The sequence below is a fragment of the Natrinema marinum genome, assembly GCF_024296685.1.
Lineage (GTDB): Archaea > Halobacteriota > Halobacteria > Halobacteriales > Natrialbaceae > Natrinema > Natrinema marinum.
Map to the genome: position 1 here is coordinate 843,342 of NZ_CP100763.1, position 19,683 is coordinate 863,024.

The 19,683-nt window shown below is 65.1% G+C and carries 19 protein-coding genes; 8 read left to right on the forward strand and 11 right to left on the reverse strand.

The genetic code is table 11. The features are described from left to right. Nucleotides 1-41: 41 nt before the first annotated feature. Both NKH51_RS04200 and NKH51_RS04205 read left to right on the forward strand, forming a co-directional pair. The gene (locus NKH51_RS04200; protein ID WP_254763999.1) at nt 42-1,259 is read left to right on the forward strand and encodes a PQQ-binding-like beta-propeller repeat protein; all 1,218 of its coding nucleotides are present in this window, start codon (nt 42-44) and stop codon (nt 1,257-1,259) included. An 83-nt stretch (nt 1,260-1,342) separates the two neighbouring features. Further along, entirely contained in the window at nt 1,343-2,065 is a 723-nt protein-coding gene (locus tag NKH51_RS04205) for a hypothetical protein (protein WP_254764000.1), read from the forward strand. Nucleotides 2,066-2,084: 19 nt separating this feature from the next. Here NKH51_RS04205 and NKH51_RS04210 read toward each other — a convergent pair whose 3' ends face one another. From NKH51_RS04210 to NKH51_RS04230, 5 genes are all read right to left on the reverse strand, one after another. Continuing rightward, a complete protein-coding gene (locus NKH51_RS04210) occupies nt 2,085-2,603 on the reverse strand; it encodes a hypothetical protein (RefSeq protein WP_254764001.1) in 519 nt (172 codons plus the stop codon). Nucleotides 2,604-2,944: 341 nt separating this feature from the next. Beyond that, nucleotides 2,945-3,994, reverse strand: coding sequence for a tyrosine-type recombinase/integrase (locus NKH51_RS04215; protein ID WP_254764002.1), 1,050 nt, complete (start codon nt 3,992-3,994; stop codon nt 2,945-2,947). Then, nucleotides 3,984-4,388, reverse strand: a complete 405-nt coding sequence (locus tag NKH51_RS04220; RefSeq protein ID WP_254764003.1) for a DUF5805 domain-containing protein — start codon at nt 4,386-4,388, stop codon at nt 3,984-3,986. Before NKH51_RS04220 ends, NKH51_RS04215 begins: the two co-directional genes overlap by 11 nt. An 845-nt stretch (nt 4,389-5,233) precedes the next feature. After that, a complete protein-coding gene (locus NKH51_RS04225; RefSeq protein ID WP_254764004.1) occupies nt 5,234-6,835 on the reverse strand; it encodes a PH domain-containing protein in 1,602 nt (533 codons plus the stop codon). After that, on the reverse strand, nt 6,832-7,320 hold the full coding sequence (locus tag NKH51_RS04230) for a PH domain-containing protein (protein WP_254764005.1): 489 nt from the start codon (nt 7,318-7,320) through the stop codon (nt 6,832-6,834). Before NKH51_RS04230 ends, NKH51_RS04225 begins: the two co-directional genes overlap by 4 nt. A gap of 129 nt (nt 7,321-7,449) precedes the next feature. Here NKH51_RS04230 and NKH51_RS04235 point away from each other — a divergent pair, with 129 nt between their 5' ends. Beyond that, nucleotides 7,450-8,106 carry an enoyl-CoA hydratase/isomerase family protein gene (locus NKH51_RS04235; RefSeq protein ID WP_254764006.1) on the forward strand — a complete coding sequence of 219 codons (657 nt, stop codon included), beginning with the start codon at nt 7,450-7,452 and terminating at the stop codon, nt 8,104-8,106. Nucleotides 8,107-8,205: 99 nt separating this feature from the next. Here NKH51_RS04235 and NKH51_RS04240 read toward each other — a convergent pair whose 3' ends face one another. Beyond that, the gene (locus NKH51_RS04240) at nt 8,206-8,439 is read right to left on the reverse strand and encodes an HVO_2901 family zinc finger protein (RefSeq protein ID WP_254764007.1); all 234 of its coding nucleotides are present in this window, start codon (nt 8,437-8,439) and stop codon (nt 8,206-8,208) included. A 300-nt stretch (nt 8,440-8,739) separates the two neighbouring features. On the opposite strand from NKH51_RS04240, the gene NKH51_RS04245 reads away from it, so the two are divergent. Then, the gene (locus NKH51_RS04245) at nt 8,740-9,816 is read left to right on the forward strand and encodes a CNNM domain-containing protein (RefSeq protein ID WP_254764008.1); all 1,077 of its coding nucleotides are present in this window, start codon (nt 8,740-8,742) and stop codon (nt 9,814-9,816) included. 756 nt (nt 9,817-10,572) lie between these two features. Here NKH51_RS04245 and NKH51_RS04250 read toward each other — a convergent pair. After that, complete coding sequence (locus tag NKH51_RS04250; RefSeq protein WP_254764009.1) at nt 10,573-11,985, reverse strand: class II fumarate hydratase; 1,413 nt, start codon at nt 11,983-11,985, stop codon at nt 10,573-10,575. Between the two features lie 317 nt (nt 11,986-12,302). Between NKH51_RS04250 and NKH51_RS04255 the strand changes: the two genes are divergently transcribed. Then, nucleotides 12,303-13,337 (forward strand): Na/Pi cotransporter family protein, encoded by a 1,035-nt coding sequence (locus tag NKH51_RS04255; protein WP_254764010.1) that lies wholly within the window; start codon nt 12,303-12,305, stop codon nt 13,335-13,337. 91 nt (nt 13,338-13,428) lie between these two features. Here NKH51_RS04255 and NKH51_RS04260 read toward each other — a convergent pair whose 3' ends face one another. Together NKH51_RS04260 and NKH51_RS04265 are read right to left on the reverse strand one after the other, a co-directional pair. Then, nucleotides 13,429-15,039: a PH domain-containing protein gene (locus NKH51_RS04260; RefSeq protein ID WP_254764011.1), complete on the reverse strand. Its 1,611-nt coding sequence runs from the start codon at nt 15,037-15,039 to the stop codon at nt 13,429-13,431. Between the two features lies 1 nt (nt 15,040). Continuing rightward, complete coding sequence (locus NKH51_RS04265) at nt 15,041-15,520, reverse strand: PH domain-containing protein (protein ID WP_254764012.1); 480 nt, start codon at nt 15,518-15,520, stop codon at nt 15,041-15,043. Nucleotides 15,521-15,656: 136 nt separating this feature from the next. Here NKH51_RS04265 and NKH51_RS04270 point away from each other — a divergent pair, with 136 nt between their 5' ends. Then, the gene (locus tag NKH51_RS04270) at nt 15,657-16,469 is read left to right on the forward strand and encodes an enoyl-CoA hydratase/isomerase family protein (RefSeq protein WP_254764013.1); all 813 of its coding nucleotides are present in this window, start codon (nt 15,657-15,659) and stop codon (nt 16,467-16,469) included. Between the two features lies 1 nt (nt 16,470). Here the strand turns inward: NKH51_RS04270 and NKH51_RS04275 are convergent, their stop codons facing one another. Both NKH51_RS04275 and NKH51_RS04280 read right to left on the reverse strand, forming a co-directional pair. After that, a complete protein-coding gene (locus NKH51_RS04275) occupies nt 16,471-16,731 on the reverse strand; it encodes a BolA family protein (protein ID WP_254764014.1) in 261 nt (86 codons plus the stop codon). Nucleotides 16,732-16,814: 83 nt separating this feature from the next. After that, on the reverse strand, nt 16,815-17,141 hold the full coding sequence (locus tag NKH51_RS04280; RefSeq protein ID WP_254764015.1) for a NifU family protein: 327 nt from the start codon (nt 17,139-17,141) through the stop codon (nt 16,815-16,817). A gap of 116 nt (nt 17,142-17,257) precedes the next feature. Here NKH51_RS04280 and NKH51_RS04285 point away from each other — a divergent pair, with 116 nt between their 5' ends. Both NKH51_RS04285 and cysS read left to right on the forward strand, forming a co-directional pair. Continuing rightward, nucleotides 17,258-17,800, forward strand: a complete 543-nt coding sequence (locus tag NKH51_RS04285) for a DUF7523 family protein (protein WP_254764016.1) — start codon at nt 17,258-17,260, stop codon at nt 17,798-17,800. Between the two features lie 292 nt (nt 17,801-18,092). Next, nucleotides 18,093-19,631, forward strand: coding sequence for a cysteine--tRNA ligase (cysS, locus tag NKH51_RS04290; protein WP_254764017.1), 1,539 nt, complete (start codon nt 18,093-18,095; stop codon nt 19,629-19,631). The last annotated feature ends 52 nt before the right edge of the window (nt 19,632-19,683 follow it).

Sequence of the window (19,683 nt, forward strand, 5' to 3'; positions counted from 1 at the left end):
ACCGTCACCAATTATACACGCGACACCGAACGGTCGGCGTGATGGTCCCCTCCAGACGACGATTCCTCGAAGCGGCCGGGTTCGCGGTCGCCGGTTCGATCGGTACCGCGTTCGTCTCCGCCAGTGCGGAATCCGATCCCGAATCCGAGTACGAGTGGCCGATGGCGCGGTACGACCCCGCTGGAACCGGGTATCACCCCATGGCGTCCGGGCCGAAAGACGGTGTCGAGGTCGCCTGGGAACACGACGCGACCGACTGGTTTCGCGGGACGGCGCCGCCGATCCGTCGCGGCGAGACGATTTACGCTGCGGGAAACGGCCTCCTCGCACTGGACAGCGAGACCGGAACGCGGCAGTTCGGTTCTCCCGGGCCGTATCAGTCGGGCCTCGCCCGCGCTCGGACGTCGGTCTACGACACCGACACGCTCGCGGTGACCGCACCGTCCGGCATTTTCGGAGTGAATTCCGGTGGTGGCATCGATCTCCCGGTACTGAATCGATCCATCGGTGCCGAGCGATGGGCGGGACCGCAGTCCTCCGGTCCTGGGTTCTTCGGTCCCGCAGACCCGGCGACTCCGGTCGCTGCCGACGGCACGATTTACACCGCAGTTCCCGGGACGAACTCGATCGTCGCACTCGATCCCGACGACGGCCGGGTTCGATGGCGAAACACCCACCACCAAGACGACAAAGTGAGCGTCTCGTTCAACCGACCCGCCGTAACGGACGGTCTCGTCTTCGTCACGAACTGGCCCTGGCAGGTAACTGCCTACGACGCCGAGACGGGAGCGCAACGCTGGCAGCGTGAACTCGGCGAACAGACGGTCCTCGCCCCAGTTGCGACCGAGATGGGGGTCGTCGTCCCGACTCGCAACGATGTCCGGCTGCTCGACGCGACCAGCGGGGAACGCCTGTGGAAACGGACCCACGGCGGAAACATCACCGAGTGCGTACCCGCGGTGGCCGACGGGACCGTCTACCTCCCCGACCAACGGGAGTCGATGCACGCGTTCGACCTCGAGACCGGCGAGGAACTGTGGACGACGCCGTTCGATGGCCCGGCGTCGCCGGTAGTCGCCGACGGGGTCGTGTACGCGGTTCGGTCGGGGTTCTCGCTGGTCGCAATCGATGCTGCCTCCGGCGAGCAACGGTTCGAGTACCGGCCGTCGCAAGTCCCGCTTTCGACGCCGATCGTCGGCGACGAGGTTCTCTACGCCGCCAATCGCAACCGGGTCATCGCCCTGGGGGAAGCGACATGACGGCCGAGCCGACCGACGGACCGGTCAGGGATTCCCCGGCGTCGTCGCCGTCCGAGACGAAAACCGGGGCGGTGTTACGAACAGTGAGCGCCCGCCTCCGCCGTGATCCGGGACTCGTCGTCCCGTTTACGATCGCCGGGTTGCTCGTCGCGCTCGCCGACCGGCTCCGTCGGTGGGATCCCCTGCCGGTGGCGACACCGGACTCGTTTACCCGGACGGTCAGCGTCCAGCAGTCGGTCTTCCCGCAGGGAACTCCCCGAACGGTCAGACACGTCGGTGCGTTCGTCGACCTCCGCCTTCCGTATCTCCTCGGCGCCGTCGCCCTCGAGTCGCTCGTCGTTCTGGTGATCGGCCTCGCCGGGTGGATGACGATCACGCGCGCGTTCGGGGCCGAGCGTCGGCTCGAGTCGGCCGCTCGCTATCTCGGACTCCTCTCGGTAGTCGCGCTCCTCTCTCGCTCGTTCGGGTCGCCGTCGCTCGAGGTCGGAAGCCTCGTCCTCGGCGCGTTGGCGATCATCACCGTCGCTCTCGTCGGAATTCACCTGTTTCTCTTTCCCGGTTTTCTGGCCGCTGGCGAGTCGTTCGCGACGGCGCTCCGGAAGAGCTTTCTGGCGCCTCGAGGCCGGCGGTGGCCCGTCTTCTGGCTCATCGGTCTGCTCGGGCTCGCGTCCTGGGGGCTCGCACAAGTCCCGGTTGCGGGCGGCTTCCTGAGTACCGCAGTGGTGGCCCCCGTTCACGCCGTCTCGCTTGCCGTGCTGCTCGATGGCGCGGAGAGTAAGAGGGCAGCCGGTCAGCACAGTGACTGACCGTTCTGACGGGCCATAATCAAGGAAGCAGCCAGTCGACGCTCGAGGCACAGGTCGACGAGCCGCTAGTCCCGTCTTCCTCGAGCGTCAGGTGGTGCTCTTGCTGTCGCTCGGGACACGTTTCGATATCGGTGTGCACGTGCGTCTCGTTGTTGCCGACATCCTCGACGATGTAGACCGTGACGTTGCCCGGCGTCCAGCCGTCGATCGTCGTGGTCGCCTCGTCGCCGGGTTTGACGGTGACCTGCTGGGACGGGATGCCGTCGTCGGCCACCGTCACGTTCCGGTATCCTTCGGGCCAGATCAACTGGGAGAGCGTCGCGAGCCGTCGGTCGCCGTCTTCGGTGGTGATAGCGAAGTTGGTGAGCAGTGCCGTCTGTCTGTCCTCGACGGTGTATGCAGTCACTCTGTACGTCGTGTCGTCCTCGTTTTCGACCGTCAGCGTCGGCGGCGCGTCGATGACCGCACCGGCGGCGACGGTGAGGCCGCTGAGGAGGATCAGGCCGGCAAGCAGGACGCCCACTCGTCGTGAGGCCATACTGGTCGTCGTGTCGGCAATACTGAAATAATTCCCCATTCGGTTCCGAAACTCTCTCTCTCTCCGGTACGCCACAGGCGCTCGCTAGCGCCGAAGCACGCCCGTCGCGTTCTCGGATCGACCCGACGAGATCGAACCCCGCCACGGGAGTGAATCAGTATAGCGCTATGAAGTTTACTTGACCAGACAGAGACTGCTAGATTGAGTGTGAATGTAGTAACTATTCGGGAATTTCCACGAATCCGGCCACAAGAAGGCCAGAAACACTACTTTCGACCATCGCGGATACCTCGATACACTCCGACGACGCATCGTTCGCAACCGTGTCGATGCCATCACGATCAGCGCTCGGTCACGGAGTAAATACAGTCGAGATAGGTCTCCTGAACCCGATCGCCCCAGTTGTGCGTGTACGTATCGATCACGTCGCCGGCGACGTCGCCGCGAAGGTACTGGACGATCCCTCGATCGCCGGTCCGATCCCGCAGATGCGTGGTGAAGAAGTGACGGAAGTAGTGTGGCGTCACGTTCTCTTGGGTACCGCCGCCGGTCCGGTACCAGCCGCGCTCTCGAGCGTGTTTCTCGACGATATAGCGCACGTCCGACGGCTCGAGGCGTTCGCCCCACGACTCGCCGGTATCGAGGAAGAGGGGCCGCGCCGGCGACACCGCGTCCGGGCGGATCGCCAGCCACTCGAGGAGCGCGCGCCGAAGTTCGTCGTCGACCGGCACGACGGTATCGCGCTTTCGCTTGTTCGAGGCCGTCCGCTCCTCGCCGTTGACGGTCGTCCCGCGGGCCGGCTCTGCCGAGACGAACAGCGACGAGGGCCGGCGCTCGAGTCCGACCCGCGGAGACCACTCGAGGTCGATCTCGGGCGTCTCGAGGGAGAGGTCGCACAGATCGAGATTGCAGAGTTCGCCGACGCGCATCCCCGTTTTGAGCAGGGTGATCACGACGGCTCGCTCGAGTGGATGTGCGATATCGGCAACGAACGACCGCATTTCGCCGACCGAGATGTCCCGTCTGGTCGGGTTCGTATCGATCGATTCGGACATCTCCTCCATGACCAGCGCCATCGGATTCTCGTCGAAGACGCCGACGCGGGCCATGTAATCGTAGAATCGGTTGAGATACGACGCGTAGGACGCGATCGTACTGTCTTCGAACTCGCCGCGCAGCGAGTGAATCCAGGCCATACACTCCCGGCGTTCGGCCGCCCCGACGGCGTCGACCTCGAAGCGCTCGGCGACGAACGCCTCGAACCGCCGGAGGACGCGCTCGTAGGCCTCGAGCGTCCGTTCGCTCTTGCCGTGGTAGCGCTGGTCGTCGAGGAAGTACGCGATCGGATCGTCGACATCCGCCGGCGCTGTGGCCCCGGGCTCAGTCGCCATCGCCGCCTCCGTCGACCGTGGTGTACCCGCCGTGGCGACCGCTGTATCGAATCCGGTTGTTCGCCTGGAGTTTCTCGAGCGTCTCGTCCAGTCGCGACTCGATATCGTCGGAGACCGACTCGAGGAGTTCGTCCCACGAGTACGTGTCAGACGAGAGTGATTCGAGGACCTGTCTTTCGAGGCCGTTACCCCCAGGGTCTGGGGCCGGAGAACCGGAGTCCGTCTCGTCGGTCGAATCGGGTTCGAACCCCTTTCGACCGGCCTGTACCATCGTCCGGACGAACTCGCTTTGGCTCATCTCGAGATCGTCGGCGTGAGATTGCCACTCGGCTTTCTGGTAGGCCGGCACGTACGTTTTAACAGATTTTCTAGAGGTATCCGCCGAGTCACCCATACGTCGTTCATCAGACGCGATGACCTTCAACCTTCCCATGATTCGAGCTAAGTATATTTATCTCTGTTAGTGGTCCGTAATCTCTCCGGAACCTGTCCCCGTTATTTGAGATAACGTTTAAGCACGGGATACGCGATCGGATAATAGAATTGCCAGTGGAGGACCACAATTTAGGATATAAGACTGACTGGGGCAAGCACTCGAGCGAAGTAACGGCCGTCTGAGCGAACGAAGTGCTGTCGTTTTCAGAGACCGGTCTCGAAACAACGCTCGAAAAACGGCGATGGGCTACGATCGTCGTGGTCGATGACGGCCCTCCTTCGGCGAGCCAGTGGCAACCGACTTGGGTCAGAAACAGACTGTCTCCCGATTCGTTCCGCGATGGTGGTCTATCGATTCACGCTCGGTTGGGGCCTGCTCGCTATCTACCGACGGCTGGGCGAATTGAAACGGGGCCTGCGAGTTCCCGAGTCGCGTCTGTCGATCGACTGAAAGCGTCGGCGGCCGTACTCGCCTCTCTGCGCCTCCGTACTCGGCCGCAGTCGATCTTCTTATCTCTTTGCACCGTCTTCGTCCTCCCTGAGGGGGCACAGACGGCTCTAGAGGGCGGTCAGCACTCTCTCACTGGTGCATTCCCCTCTCGAGGGGGCCCCGTTCGTCGCCACCGTCGTACTGCCACAGGAGGGTGGAACAGCGCGCCGTCGCGTTTCGATTCCTCCGGGGTGTGCCGTTCGTTTCCCCAGAGTCGTCGTCTCGAGCCCACTGCCGACGACTATCGGGCTCGTAAACTTCATGGTGCTATACAGAGTGGCCAAGTATGACGAGCGAGAACGAGCGCGTCTCGATTACAGTTCGCCGTCGTCGACCGCTTCGTCGTCCACCGTCGTGCTCGCATCCCATCTTCCCCGACTGCTCGTTCGCTGTTGCTTGCGAACGCGAAGTCGCTCCTGTAACCGCTCCTCGATTTCGGTCTGGAGCTCGAGCCCCCGCATTGCGTCCACGTCGTAGGCCGTCGCGGCGCGCCCGAAAAACGAGGCGGAGCTGGCGGTGTCCGCCGTCACGCTGGCGAGACCGCGCCGTCGTTGGAAGATCGTCGATTCGTGGAGGACGGCCTGTACTCGGTAGTGCGGGACGACCTTCGTCGTTCGCCGCCAGAACCCCGTGCGCGTGAGGAAGTATCGCTCGCCGACGCGAAATCCCCGGTTCGTCCACTTGAGGTGGGCGGCAATGGGGGCGATGACCGCGAGGGCGGCGACGAGGTACCACCGCCGGACGAACGGGGCGTACCGCGCGATCAGGTACGCGAGGCCGACGACGACGGCGACGACGAGCAGGTAGCGGACCGCGTAGCGTTCTCGCGAGCGTCGCGGGGGCGACTCTAAATCGACCGGCCCGAACGGTTCGATCGCACGCGCGAGCGCACCTACCCGATCGGCGTCGGCGAGGGGAATCGCGGACTCCGTTCCGCGGGCACCGGACTGGCCGGGCGCGTAGCCGGCGGTCTCGACGCTCAACGCGGCGTACCCGAACCAGCGATAGGGAATCGACTCGGAGATCGTCAGCGCCTGCACTTTCTCGAGGGGGATCGTGCCGCTGTAGCGCTGGAGGAGGCCCCGCTCGTAGTAGAGTTCGTCGTCGGTGCGGGTAAGCCGGAAGCCGTAGTACCGGGAAACCGTCAGGGCCGCGCTCAGCACCCAGGCGGCGAGCGCGAAAAGCAGGAGGCCCCAGACGAGGGCGAGCACTCCGCTCGCGGGCCCCGGAAGGGCCTCCATGCGGTCGACGGGGACCAGCGTCGTGGGGTCGAGGCCGCTGGCGAAGGAAAGCGCGATGCCACCGAGGACGCTGGCACCCGGATCGATGGTGAAGATGCTCAGGACCGCGAGTTCTCGAGGCTGGATCTCGAATAGGACTTCCTCCTCCGCGGCGGCCGTCGTCTCGCGGGCTGTGGGAGTCCCCTCGAGTCCGGTCTCGAGCGCGTCGGCGTCACCTCCCTCGTCGGCCGCGTCGGCGCTCGCGCCGCGTCGCAGTTGCCGTCTGAGGCGGCGAGCCTCGTCTTCGTCAACGTACCGGAGGCTGACCTCGGTCTCACCACCGCCGGCGGTCTCGATGTGGACCGCGGCGATTCCGAGGAGCCGTTCGACGACGTTCTGTCGGATGTCGACGTTCTGGACCCGTCCGAGTGGGAGTTCGCGATCCCGACGCGAGATCACGCCGGAGGTAACGTCGAACGTGTCCGCGGTGAGTTCGTAGTGGAACCGCTGGTAGTAGGCGAACTCGTAGACGATACCCATAACGATCCCGATGGTGACGAGCCCGAACACCGAGAGGAGGTTCATCCCGTTGCTGCCGGGCGAGACGACGACGCCGATGACGAAGAAGACGAACCCCGTGTTGAGGCTGCGCGAGAGCGACCGGACGGCGATCGAGGCGGGGTGGAGTTTCTTCATACGGCGTCTTCACCCGCGCTCTCGATCGCGAGCCGGCGCAGTGACTCCTGAAGATCTTCCGCGCGCGTCGGCGTCAGCCCGGGGATCGCCACGTCCGAACTCCGGGAGCCCGCCGTGTAGACGACCACCGTCGAGAGACCGACGGTCCGCTCGAGCGGCGAGCGTCGGGAGTCGACGTGCTGGACCCGCACGTAGGGGACGACGGTCTGGATCCGTGTGAAGACGCCGCGTTTGATGTAGAGGTCGTCGTCCCGGAGGTCGAACCGCCAGATGCCGTAGCGTCGCCAGGCGACGATGACGCGCAACACGGCGAGCGCGACGGCGAGTCCGATAGCGGCAGGGACGAGCGTCCCTTGTGCGGGGTTCGGGAGCTCGGTTCGGGTGAGCGCGAGCGCTCCGCCGACGATGAGTCCGCCGAGGATCGCGGCTCGAGCGACGGCGAGGATGAGCCAGACGACTCGCACTCGCGGAGTGAGCCGTTCCATAGCTGTCGTGACGGAACAAACGAGATTAAAGGGTTGGAAAGCGGTGGGCGTTCGCAGCACGTGAGAGCGACCGGCAACGGGTGCAATCGATCACCCGAATTTATGCGGCTCGCACGGGTGATGCCGATCATGGCAGCAGCCGACCTCGTCGATGTCGAGCGAGCGGACGGGATCGCCACTGTCCGACTGAACCGGCCGGACAAGCTCAACGCCGTCACCCTCGAGCTCCTCTCGGAGCTACGAGATGCGCTTCTCGACCTGCCCGACGAGGAGGTAGACGGACTCGTCCTCGCCGGCGACGGGCCGGCCACCTGTGCGGGTATGGACAGGGAGATCGTCTCCGATCCAGCGTACGACGAGAAGTACGCAGACCGGATCGACGAGTTGAACGACGACATCTACGGCTTTCTCGCTTCCCGGCCGTACCCGACGGTCGTGGCGGCCCGCGGGGCGCTCGTCGGCATCGGGTTCATTTTCTCCCTGCACTGTGACTTTCTCGTCCTCGGCGCGGAGACGACGCTGGCGCTTCCCGAGGTCCAGTTCGGCATCGCGTCGACGCACACGGTCGAACCGCTCGAGCGGATCGTCGGAACCCGAGCCGCAAAAGAGATCATTCTCACCGGCGAGGCGATCGAACCGGACCGTGCTCGCGAACTGGGGCTGGCGAACAGGGTCGTGCCGGAAGACGAGGTCGCGGACGCGGCGCTGGAGCTCGTCAGCGGGATCGCCGAACACGATTCGGACGCCGTGAGCGCACTGAAATCGGCGGCTTACGCCCCCGAGTAGGCCGGGGCTGCTCGAAGACGAACGGTTGCGGTGCCGGGAGGAAAGACGTGGAACTATCGGTCGGGACGAAACGAAAAGCCGGAAACGGGGGACGAGGCGTCAGTGGGTCGTGGTGCGGACGTCTTCGACGCGATAGAGGTCCTCCTGCAGCCCGTCACCGTCGCAGTCGTCGTTCGGACACTCGTAGTGCCAACCGTCCTGGGTTGCGTTCCCCTCGCGGAATCGCTCCCCGCATACCTGGCAGAAGAGTTGTCCCTTTTTGCACGTGTCCCGGTGAAGTTCGAGGGCGAGCTCGGTCTGGAACGACTGGTTGCAGTTGCGACAGGTGTGCATATTTCGTCTGACGCGAGCCTCCATCAAAACTGCTTGGGTTCTTTTATTCCGCCGGATCTGCATCCGATTCGGCGTCACTACCCCGATTTACGGCCGATCGGTCGGCAAAAAAGAACGGGTGGAATCCGTGTTTACTCGGTCCCGAGTATTCCGTGTGCTGGTAGATCGCACGCTCTCTGGTATCTGGTACCGCCCCGCTCGAATTCGTGTTCCGAATGAGATAGGTTAGCATCCGAGCGGCGATTTCTACCGATCGGTCGGCCCCACTAATTTGTGGCCACGGAGACAACGAGCCGGATAATGGATCCGCCTATCATCGCCGGTCGATTGATCGCAGGCGTCTTGCTCATCCTGGCGAACGGCTTCTTCGTCGCCATCGAGTTCGCGTTGACTCGAGCGCGGCAGTTCACCGAAGCGGAGTTCGTCGGCGGCGACCCAGCCCTCGAGCGAGCCTGGGAGATGACCGACAACCTGGAGATCTATCTCACCACGTGCCAGGTCGGGATCACGGCCTCGAGTATCGCCGTCGGGATCGTCGCCGAGCCGGCTTTGGCGGCCATCTTCGAGCCATTCTTCGCGAACACGGCGCTGGCGACGATCGGCAGCGGGGCCATCCTCGCCTTCCTGATCATCAACCTCGTTCACCTGACCCACGGGGAACAGACGCCGACGTACCTCGGCGTCGAGCGATCGCGGATGGTCTGTCGGTACGGCGCGGGGCCGCTGTACTGGTTCAACTGGCTCATCTCGCCGCTGATCACGCTCGGCGACGCCATCGCCAAATGGACGCTCAGGCTCTTCGGCATCGAGATGACCGGCGCGTGGCTCGAGACCGAAGAGGATGTCATCGAATCCCGCGCGGATCTCCGGAACAAGCTCGGGTCGGTGCTCGAGGAGGGTGAACTCCCCGAGGAGCGACGCGAAGAGATCATGAACGCGTTCCAGATCGGCGAGCAGTCGATCAGCGAGCTGATGGTGCCACCGGAGGAGATCGTCGCGCTGTCGACCGAAGACGGCCCAGACGAAAACTTTCGGAAGATGGAAGAGCGACCGCAGACGCGGTATCCGCTCGTCGGCGACGAACTGACCGAGTTCCGCGGGATCGTCTACACGCCGATCTTCGTCCGCCACCGCGAGGAACTGGCCGAGGGCGATATCGACTTCGCGGAACTCGCGGCGCCGCCGATGACGCTCTCGCCTGACGTGGACGTCAGCGACGCGGTCGATCAGTTCCAGGCGGAAAATCAGGAACTGGCGCTCGTGATCGAAGACGGTGAGGTCGTCGGGTTGGTGACCGTAACCGACCTGCTCGAGGCCGTGATGGGCGACATCGAGGATCCGCTCGATCAGGAGCAGGTCGAGATGGCCGATCGGTAATAGTTCGGACCGCGAATCGGCCACGCGACTGAGAGAACGGCTTCCGATTGCCCGCTTTCGATTTCCGTATCCATCGTACGGCCCCGAACGAGTCGGCTACAGGGACCGCGTCCCAGTCGATCGTGCCAGACTCTCTTTCTCCAGCGTGTCCTCGTGACCAGAGCGTTCCGCACGGGCTATCCATGATCCGCGGAATTTCAACCGCTCATAAGTAATATGGATCGGTGACTCGTACCGCTTGCTATGACAGGCAAGACAGAGCGACCACTCCTATCGAGGACGGCGGCTGTTAGTGGTCTGGTCGCCGGTCTGCTTCATGCGGGCACCTCTGTTTTGCTCTGGAATTACTTCTTCGAACAGATAGGGGACGTTCTGTCGGTAGATCCATTTTTGGGACGTATCTTCTCATCGGGATGTTCGCCCTCGGATTCGTCCCAGTTGCGTACTCCGCGACGCAGAAGACCGTTTCGCCCGTTCTACTGGTCGGTGTAATACTGATCGTCTCGGTATCTCGTTCGTGGCTGGAACACCCACTCACTGCCCCGCAAGGCTCGCCGACACCGTTCGGTGTGTACATTTTTCTTTGGGTCGGCGTAGTCCTTCTCGCGGGTCTGGCAGGCGACATCGAACGCACCCTCAGAGAACGAGAGACAGCGTGAACACCGCCTCGAGGACACAGATACTATCGAACGGGGTTCAGAATCGAGAGAATACGGAACTCGGACCCCAATCACCCTCGTGGGACGAGCGGCCGGTTCAGTCGTCCTGCCCGAGGATGCCCCGCTCGGTCATCTTCCGGGGGTCGAGCACCTCGTCGGCTTCCTCCTCGTCGAGGTAGCCTTTCTCGAGTACCACTTCTCGAACGGTCTTGTCCTCCTTGAGCGCGGTCTTGGCGACCTCGCTGGCCTTGTCGTAACCGATGTGGACGTTGAGCGAGGTGGCCATCGCCATCGACTGCTCGACGCGTTCTTCGCAGTACTCCTCGTTGGCCTCGAGTTTCCGGACGAAGCGCTCGCCGAAGACCTGACTCGCGTTGGAGATGAGTTCAGCCGACTCGAGGAAGTTGTGGGCCAGCACGGGCTTGTAGAGGTTCAGGTCGATCTGTCCTTCCGCCGCGCCGGCGGAGACGGCGGCGTCGTTGCCGACGACCTGCTTGTGGACCTGGTTGACGGCTTCGGCGACGACGGGGTTGATCTTGCCGGGCATGATCGAGGAGCCAGGCTGGTTTTCGGGCTGTTCGATCTCGCCGAGGCCGTTTCGGGGGCCGGAGGCCAGCAGTCGGAGGTCGTTGGCGATCTTGTTCAGCGAACCGGCCACCGTGCGGAGCGCCCCGTGGGCCTCGCTCATCGCGTCGTGGGCGGCCTGGGCTTCGAAGTGGTTGTCCGCCTCGCGGAACTGGACGCCGGTCTCCTTCGTGATATACTCCGCAGCGCGGCCGGGGAACTCGGGATGAGTGTTCAGCCCCGTCCCGGTCGCGGTGCCGCCCAGCGCGAGTTCGCCGAGGTGGTTCCGGACCTGATCAACGCGAGCCAGCCCCTTCTCGACCTGCGTGCGGTAGCCGCCGAACTCCTGGCCCAGCGTCACCGGCGTTGCGTCCTGCAGGTGCGTACGTCCGGTCTTGACGACATCGTCGAACTCCTCTTCTTTCTCCTCTAGGGCCTCGCGGAGGGTGTCGAGCGCGGGGATAACGTCTTTCTCGACTGCCTCGAGGGAAGCCACGTGCATCGCGGTCGGGATGACGTCGTTGGAGGACTGCCCGTAGTTGACGTGGTCGTTGGGGTGGACGACGCGGTCGCCGATCTCGCTGCCCATGAGTTCGGCGGCGCGATTGGCGATGACCTCGTTGGCGTTCATGTTCGAGGAGGTCCCGGAGCCGGTCTGGAAGACGTCGACCGGGAACTGGTCGTCGTGCTCGCCGGCGATGACCTCGTCTGCGGCCTCGATGATCGCCTCGGCGATGTCCTCGTCGACGAGCTCGAGGTCGCGGTTGGCCTGCGCGGCGGCCTTCTTGACGACGCCGAGCGCGCGGACGAACCGACGGCTGAACGTGATCCCCGAGATCGGGAAGTTCTGGATCGCGCGCTGGGTCTGGGCGCCCCAGTAGGCGTCCGCGGGCACCTGCATCTCGCCTAAGCTGTCCTCCTCGATCCGGTAGTCGTCGTCTGCCATACGCGGAGCGTCGGGACCGGTCAGGTAAAATCCACCGAAAGCCCGATACGTCGGTCTCGTGGACGCCACCACCGAGGGCCCGAGATCGGTCACTTGAGCGCGCGCTCGAGGGCGACCGAGGCCGTCGGCTCGTGGGGCCGAACGGGTCCGCTCGCGAAACGGGCGAGCCGGAAGCCGCGGAAGCGAGACGTTCGATGTTCCGTGTTTCATCGGACGCTGAACTAACGCTTTACCCGGCCCCGCGCGTATCACGAGTTGGGTGGAGCGACATCAGCCGGGAAACCAGTACGGGGTGGCTTCGCGACGACTCGTCCCTGGTGGTCGCGGTACAGGTCGTCGCGACCGTCGCGCTGTTTCTCTTCGCGATACGGTTGTTGGGGTCAGCGACGGACGCGCTTACCCCGTCGCTCAGGGTGGTGCTGAATCGGATCATCGTCGACGACGGCTCGGCGCTCGGCCTCAGCTGGCTGGCTTCGTACGTGTTGGCCAACGGGTCGATCGTCGCCGCCCTCTCGCTGTCCCTGTTCAATTCGGGGCTGGTCCTCCCCTCACAACTATTCTTGATGATCGTCGGCTCCCGGCTCGGCGGTGCGGCCGTCGTCGTCTTCATCGGAGCGTTCGATTACCAGCACGAAGAGATCGAGTCCCTGCGCGAGTCGACGAGTCTCGGGCTCCTGACCTTCCTGCTCACCCACTCGATCTACCTGCCCGCGATGGCGCTTGGATACGCCGCGATGCCGGCGATTCGGGTAGAAGACGGACGCGGTCGGGCGCTTCCCGACCTCGAGGTCTCGCTCCCGGACGCGCTCGCGATCGTCGCCGACGGACTCATCGACGCCGTCGGGCCCGGCATCGCGTTCCTCGTGGCGATCGGCTGTATCCTCGCGAGCCTCCGGTTGTTCGATCGGATACTCGATGGCCTCGACGAACAGCGGCTGCGTCGTCGCTACATCTCGAGGCTGAACGATAAGTGGGTCTCGTTCGGGCTCGGACTCGTCGTGACGGGACTCACGACGGGCGTCGCGTTTTCCCTCGGCGTGATCGTCCCGCTCTATAATCGGGGCCATATCAAGCGAACCGAGATCATGCCGTTCGTGCTGGGTGCGAACATCGGGACGCTGGTCGATACGCTCATCGTCGCGCTCGCACTGAACACGGCCGTCGGCGTGCGGATCGTCCTCTTTCTGGTGGCTATCGGCTCGATCATATCGGTCGCGGCACTCGCGTTCTTCGCGCCGTACAGCAGGCTCATCGACAGCGCCCAGGATCGAATCCTCGAGGATCGAAGCATCTTCGTCGCCGTCCTCCTCTTTCTACTGCTCGTTCCGGTATTGCTGGTCGCGTTCCCGTAATTCCCAGCAGGTTACCTTCGAAGACGGGACCCGGCGAACGGTCCGACCAGAGCCTCGAGCCCGACGGGCGCTCCGACCGGAGTCGGGCCGATCAAGTGAACTCGATCGACAACCTGAGATCGTCCTCGCGGGCGCGCTCGCGCAGCGCCGTCTGGAGGCGTTCTCGACCCGTGCCGTGCACGTCGCGGGCCGTCTCGAGGTCGATATCGTAGATCGTCGGCGACCCCCACGCGAAGGTGCGCGAGCTGGCGGTGTCGACGGCAAGCGACGCGAGCCCGAGCCGGCGCTGGAAGATCGACCGCCGCGTCGAGACCGTTTGGATCCGGTAGTAGGGGATGACGGTTGTCCGGCGCTTCCAGAACCCGCTTCGGATCACGAGGTGGTCGTCGCCGACGAAGTAGCCCAGGTTGGCGTATTTCAGGTGTGCAGCGGGCGGCACCGCGACGAAGACGACCGCGGAGAGATACCAGCGGTCGAACGTCGAGACCGTCGCGAACCCGAACGCGGCGGCGACGATCACGGCCGCGACGACGGAATAGCGGACGAGATACCGCCGGCGGGCCAGCGTCGGCGGACTACGGAACTGGGGCGTCTCGACGCCGGTCAAGTTCTCGGCGAACCGATAGACGCGGTCGACGCCGGCCAGCGGAACGGCAGACTGACTGCCGCTCCCGCTGTCGGGACCGTAGCCCGCCGTCTCGACCCAGAGACCGGCGTAGCCGACCAGCCGCTGGAGCGGGTTCTCGGTGACGGAGACCGACTGGACCTTCTCGACGGGGATCGAACCGCTGTAGCGCTGAACGAGGCCGCGCTCGTAGACGAAGTCCTCGCCCGCCCGTCCGAGCCGGAACCCGTGGTAGTTCGCGACGGTGTAGATCGCGCTCGCGACGTACGTGGCAGCCGTCCACTGGATCGCAGTGATCGCGGCCAAAACGAGGAGTTGGCCGACGGCGGCGCCGTCGACCGCCTCCGGGCCGCCGAAGGGCTCGGCGGCCAGCAGGAGGAACTCGGGAACCAGTCCCGAACCGGAGTCGGCACCCTGCAGGAAGAACAGGAGCATGACGGGGAACACCGCTGCGCCCCACCGGAACGAGGTCAGGGCGTAGACGAGGAGTTCGCGGACCTCGAGTTCGAACAGGAGGAGCGGTCCGCCCTCGTCTCGCGGCCGCTCGCGGCGTGTGGGATCGCCGGTGTCGGCTGTCGACTCGGACGTGGCAGCAGCCGTCCGTTCGTCGCCCGCTGTTTCGGCGTCCGTTTTCGCCGTCAGCCGCCGGATCTCCGACCGGAGCCGCTCGGCCTCGTCCTCGCTGACGAAGTTCAGTGTGGCTTCGGTCTGGCCGCCGCCAGCGGTCTCGATCGAGACGACGGCGAGTCCGAGGACCCGGTGCAAGACGCTCTGGGAGACGTCGACGTTCTGAGTGCGTCGATAGGGGATCTCTCGGGCGCGCCGCGAGAGGACGCCCGAGGTCACGTCGAAGGTACTCGCAGTGGTCTCGTAGGTGAATCGGTAGTAGTACGCGATCCCGTAGGCGACGCCGACGACGAAGCCGATCGGGGCGAACAGGAATATCCCGTCGACGAGTCGATCACCGTCGAGACCGACGATGCCGCCGATCGCCATGAAAAAGAACGGAAGCGAGAGCCCGGTGACGCCGCGCTGGAGCGCCTGCGACACCGCGCTGAGCGGGTGGAGACGCTTCATATCAGACCGCGTCCTCGGCCTCGCTCTCGACGGCCAGTTCCCGAAGCGTGTCCTGTAGACTTCGCGCTCTGTCCGGCGTCAGCCCCGGAATGCGAACGTCGGCGTTTCGCGAGCCTGCCGTGTAGACCACCACGCTCGAGAGGCCGAGCGCCCGTTCGATCGGGCCGAACTGGGTGTCGACGTGCTGGACGCGGACGAACGGGACGGCGGTCTCGACGAAGGTGACGACGCCGCGCTCGAGGTAGAGGGCGTCGTCTTGGAGTTCGAACCGCCAGACCTGATACAGCCGAAGGGCGTAGACGGCACCGAGGACGAGCCCTATCGCGACGACGACGACGATCGCCGCCGTCGGCACGTCGAACTGCCACCGGCCGACGGTATCGACCTGGTCGACGGCCGCGAGGACGACTCCGAGGATGACCGCGGCGATCGCCCCGCGGGCGATCCAGAGCAGCCTGATACGAGGATGGAGGGATTCCATGTGTGTAACGTGTCAGGACTGGTGGATAAATCTACGGTTCGGTGAGCTGTCCCCGGCTCGGTGAGGTGGAGCCGTTCGCGGCAGAGCGAGGTGGGGGTGGTTGTGTTTAACACGCTCTTCGACGAATCGGTCACACATGGCTTCTGATGTACCCGGTACCGATCAGTGGGAGAACGTCGAAAGCAGCCGCGACGGCCATATCGGCCGGATCGCGCTCTCCCGACCCGAGGCGATGAACACGTTCAGCACCGGCCTCGCACAGGATCTGGACGAAGCGCTCCGCGCGTTAGACGAGGACTCGGAGGTGCGAGCGATCGTCGTCCATGGGGCCGGCGAGACCTTCTCCGCCGGAATCGACCTCTCCGAACACGGCGATCACGAAAGCGAAACGGAGTACGAGGAGTGGGTGACGCGGATGGAGGAACCGTTCCACACCGTGACCGAGATGCGGACGCCCGTGATCGCCGCGGCCCACGGCCACGCGGCCGCCAACGGAATCGGGCTAGTCGCAGCCTGCGATCTGGCCGTGGCCGCCGAGGGCACGCAGTTCGGCGCGACGGCCCCCAAAGTCGGCCTCTTCTGCATGGGTCCGGCCGTCCCGCTGATGCAGGCGCTCACCAGAAAGCGGTGTCTCGAGTTGATCCTGACCGGGGAACTGATCGACGCCGAAACGGCCCTCGAATGGGGACTGATCAATCGGGTCACCCCCGAAGGAGCACACCTCGAGGCGGCGGTGGAGCTCGCCGAAACGATCGCGTCGAAGAGCCCGATGGCGGTCCAACTGGGTAAGGAGGCGTTTTACGAGATGGTCGAGATGGAGTACGACGATGCCCTCGAGTACTCGAACGAGCGGTTCGCAGCCCTCTGTACGACCGACGACGCGAACGAGGGGATCGCGGCCTTCCTCGAGGGCGAGCCCCTCGCCGCTGACGAGTGGCCCGAGCGCTGAGTTACTGCTCGGCCTCGAGATCGTCGTACTCGTCGGGCGTGTACGTCGACAACTCGAGGGCGTGGATGTCCGTCGTCATGTGCTCGCCAAGACTGTCGTAGACCTTCTGATGTTGCTGGACCAGCGGCAGCCCTTCGAAGGCCGGCGAGACGACGGTCGCCGCGAGGTGGTCTTCGTCGTGTTCGTCGCGGGCGTGGGTGACCGTCGCGTCGGCGTCCTCGAGATTCGATTCGATGAGTTCTTCGACGGCTGCTGGCTTCATATGCGGGAGTACGCCGCTTGCGGCAAAAACGCCGCGGTCTCGGCAGCGGCTGCAGCGGCGTCGCCCCTCGGGAGGCGGCCGCGTCAGAAGGGGACGTCGTCCGGCACGTTCGGCCCCGAGGACCCCCCCTCGGCCAGTCCGTCGAAGCCGGTGCTGACGGTGACGCGGTCGATCGCGTCGATCTCGGCCGGCAGTCGCTGCTGGATCGCCTGAGTCGTCATCGAGCTGACGCCACAGCCGTCGCACGCGCCGCTCAGGTTGATCGCGACGCGGCGTTCCTCGAGGTCGAGTTCGGTGATCGAGGAGTCGCCGCCGTGTAGCTCGATCTGTGGGAAGTTCCGCCGGAGGAACAGCGAGACCTCTTCGCGGACCGCGTCTTCGGTGGACCCTTCGGGCTCGGACTCGCTCATGGCTGGCACGAGGGACCGAAGCGGTATATACTGTCGGTCGGACCAGTTCCCGGATCGAGCCGTCGGGGGCCGCTACCGATCCTTCCGTCTCCGTCGGGTCCGATGACGGCGACTTTATGCCGACTCGAGACGCCGTCCCGACTATGTCACTGGCAGCCGAGACGCGGCGGGCGGTCGATCGCCACCCCTTCCTTCGGACCGCACTGCGGGCCGGCGTGGTCAACTACACCGCCGCCGCTCGCTACCTCGAGATCGACGGCGAGCCGGATGCGGTCGCGACGGCGCTGCGACGGTACGCTGACGAGCTACCGGCCTACGAGACCGCGTCTCGAGACGCACGGGTCCGGATGGAAAGCGGAATCGGCCCGCTCGAGGGTGAGGGGGAGGGGACATCGACCGATGGCGACGCGCTGCTCACCGTCGGCGGCGCGGCCTTGGGTCCCTGTGGCGGCGACCGAACGGCCATCGTCGCGACTGGCGATGTCGATACGCCCGCACTCGCCGACGCGCTCGCACGGCTCTCGACTGACGGGATATCGGCGGACGCAGCCGCCGTCGCGGACGGAACGATGGTGATCGTCGTCGAGCGACGCGAGGGGGCCAACGCGCTACGGGCGGTCGAGGGAGCGCTCGAGCACGTCGGCGTGTCTATCGACTGACGAGGATCGTCACGGTTCGAACAGTGGCGCGTCCAGCGGGTCTTCGTTCTAGCAATCGAGACCCGGCCGCCGTCGCGGACGAGAACGATCAGCGGATCGTCCACACCGCCACCGCTCGGAGGACGGCGGCGAGGGCGACGTTAGGTTGCACCGCTCGCGGTCGAACAATCGACGAGTACGGGAAACGAGGTTCTGACAAACCCGCCCAACCGGTCCGTTCGACTCGCGTACGCGGCGCTCGAGTGGCATCACATCGTTTAACTTTCGGCCGGGCGAAGCGAGCACAATCAGAATGACCCTGCACGTGACGAATACGTTGACGGGCGAAACGGAGCCGTTCGAGCCGCAGGATCCCGACAACGTTCTTCTGTACTACTGCGGTCTGACGGTCTCCGACCCGCCCCACCTGGGCCACGCGCGGTCGTGGGTCCACGTCGACGTCATGCACCGCTGGCTCGAGCACCTCGGTTACGACGTGCGTCACGTCGAGAACTTCACGGACGTCAACGAGAAGATCGTCGCCCGCGTCGGCGAGGACGATCTCGGCGACAGCGAGGGCGAGGTCGCCGAGAGCTACATCCGGCGGACGATCGACGACATGCGCTCGCTGAATCTCCTGCGCGCGGAGGTCTATCCGCGGGTCTCCGAACACGTCCCCGAGATCATCGACCTCGTCGAGACGCTGATCGAGAAGGGCTACGCCTACGAGTCGAACGGCTCTGTTTACTTCGACGTGAACAGCTTCGACGAGTACGGCAAGCTCTCGAATCAGGAACTCGAGGAGATCGAGTCTCAGGGCGACCCCGACGAGCGCTCGGAGAAGCGCAATCCTGCCGACTTCGCGCTCTGGAAGGCCGGCGGCGTCGGCCCCGACGCTGTCGAAGAGCACCGCCACGAGGGCGCGGCACCCGCTGCGAAGGCTTGCGAGACGTCCCTGACGTGGGACTCGCCGTGGGGTGAGGGCCGACCCGGCTGGCACATCGAGTGCTCGGCGATGAGCATGACCCACCTCGGCGAGACGCTCGACATCCACGTCGGCGGCCGGGATCTGGTCTTTCCCCACCACGAAAACGAGATCGCCCAGTCCGAGGCCGCGACGGACCACCAGTTCGCGAAGTACTGGCTCCACTGCGAACTGTTCCAGATGGACGACGAGAAGATGTCCTCGAGCCTCGGCAACTTCGTCACCGTCGAGGAGGCGGTCGAGCGGTTGGGGACGAACGTCGTGCGGACCTTCCTCACCGCGGGCTCGTACAACAGCAAACAGCTCTACTCCGACGAGACGATCGCCGAGGCCGAGGAGCGTTGGGATCGCTTAGAGCGGGGGTACGAGGCCGCCGTCGAGGCGCTCGACTCGCCCGCCGCGAGTTCGAAGGCCGAGGACGGGCGGCTCCGGGACGAGGTCGACGGCGCGCGCGAGGCGTTCGCGACCGCGATGAACGACGACTTCAACACTCGCGAGGCGCAGTCCGCGCTGCTGTCGGTCGTCACGGCGATCAACCGCCACCTCGAGTCGGTCGACGCCGACGGCGCGGACGACGCGGGTGGCGAAGACGGCGCGACGGGCTACGATTATCGCGGACTTCGACGTGCGGTCGAGACGCTCGAGGAACTGGGCGGCGTGCTCGGCCTCTCCTTTTCGGGCGACACGACGGGGTCGGCCGAACTCGCCGGCGACGTGGTGGCTCTCGTTCTCGAGGTACGCGCGCGGGAACGCGAGGCCGGCAACTACGAGCGCGCTGACGAGTTGCGCGACGAACTCGCGGCCCTGGGCATCGAGGTACAGGACACGGACGACGGCGCGACGTACCGACTGCCGTCGGGCGAGTGAGCGGCAGGCGAGCGCCGTCACACTGGCGATCGTGACAGTCAGTTAGCCAGCC

Excerpts from the sequence above, each read along its gene's own strand:
- NKH51_RS04200 (WP_254763999.1), top strand. The coding sequence starts at position 42 with ATGGTCCCCTCCAGACGACGATTCCTCGAAGCGGCCGGGTTCGCGGTC.
- NKH51_RS04210 (WP_254764001.1), bottom strand. The coding sequence starts at position 2,603 with ATGGCCTCACGACGAGTGGGCGTCCTGCTTGCCGGCCTGATCCTCCTC.
- NKH51_RS04215 (WP_254764002.1), bottom strand. The coding sequence starts at position 3,994 with ATGGCGACTGAGCCCGGGGCCACAGCGCCGGCGGATGTCGACGATCCG.
- NKH51_RS04220 (WP_254764003.1), bottom strand. The coding sequence starts at position 4,388 with ATGGGTGACTCGGCGGATACCTCTAGAAAATCTGTTAAAACGTACGTG.
- NKH51_RS04225 (WP_254764004.1), bottom strand. The coding sequence starts at position 6,835 with ATGAAGAAACTCCACCCCGCCTCGATCGCCGTCCGGTCGCTCTCGCGC.
- NKH51_RS04230 (WP_254764005.1), bottom strand. The coding sequence starts at position 7,320 with ATGGAACGGCTCACTCCGCGAGTGCGAGTCGTCTGGCTCATCCTCGCC.
- NKH51_RS04235 (WP_254764006.1), top strand. The coding sequence starts at position 7,450 with ATGGCAGCAGCCGACCTCGTCGATGTCGAGCGAGCGGACGGGATCGCC.
- NKH51_RS04240 (WP_254764007.1), bottom strand. The coding sequence starts at position 8,439 with ATGCACACCTGTCGCAACTGCAACCAGTCGTTCCAGACCGAGCTCGCC.
- NKH51_RS04245 (WP_254764008.1), top strand. The coding sequence starts at position 8,740 with ATGGATCCGCCTATCATCGCCGGTCGATTGATCGCAGGCGTCTTGCTC.
- NKH51_RS04250 (WP_254764009.1), bottom strand. The coding sequence starts at position 11,985 with ATGGCAGACGACGACTACCGGATCGAGGAGGACAGCTTAGGCGAGATG.
- NKH51_RS04260 (WP_254764011.1), bottom strand. The coding sequence starts at position 15,039 with ATGAAGCGTCTCCACCCGCTCAGCGCGGTGTCGCAGGCGCTCCAGCGC.
- NKH51_RS04265 (WP_254764012.1), bottom strand. The coding sequence starts at position 15,520 with ATGGAATCCCTCCATCCTCGTATCAGGCTGCTCTGGATCGCCCGCGGG.
- NKH51_RS04270 (WP_254764013.1), top strand. The coding sequence starts at position 15,657 with ATGGCTTCTGATGTACCCGGTACCGATCAGTGGGAGAACGTCGAAAGC.
- NKH51_RS04275 (WP_254764014.1), bottom strand. The coding sequence starts at position 16,731 with ATGAAGCCAGCAGCCGTCGAAGAACTCATCGAATCGAATCTCGAGGAC.
- NKH51_RS04280 (WP_254764015.1), bottom strand. The coding sequence starts at position 17,141 with ATGAGCGAGTCCGAGCCCGAAGGGTCCACCGAAGACGCGGTCCGCGAA.
- NKH51_RS04285 (WP_254764016.1), top strand. The coding sequence starts at position 17,258 with ATGCCGACTCGAGACGCCGTCCCGACTATGTCACTGGCAGCCGAGACG.
- cysS (WP_254764017.1), top strand. The coding sequence starts at position 18,093 with ATGACCCTGCACGTGACGAATACGTTGACGGGCGAAACGGAGCCGTTC.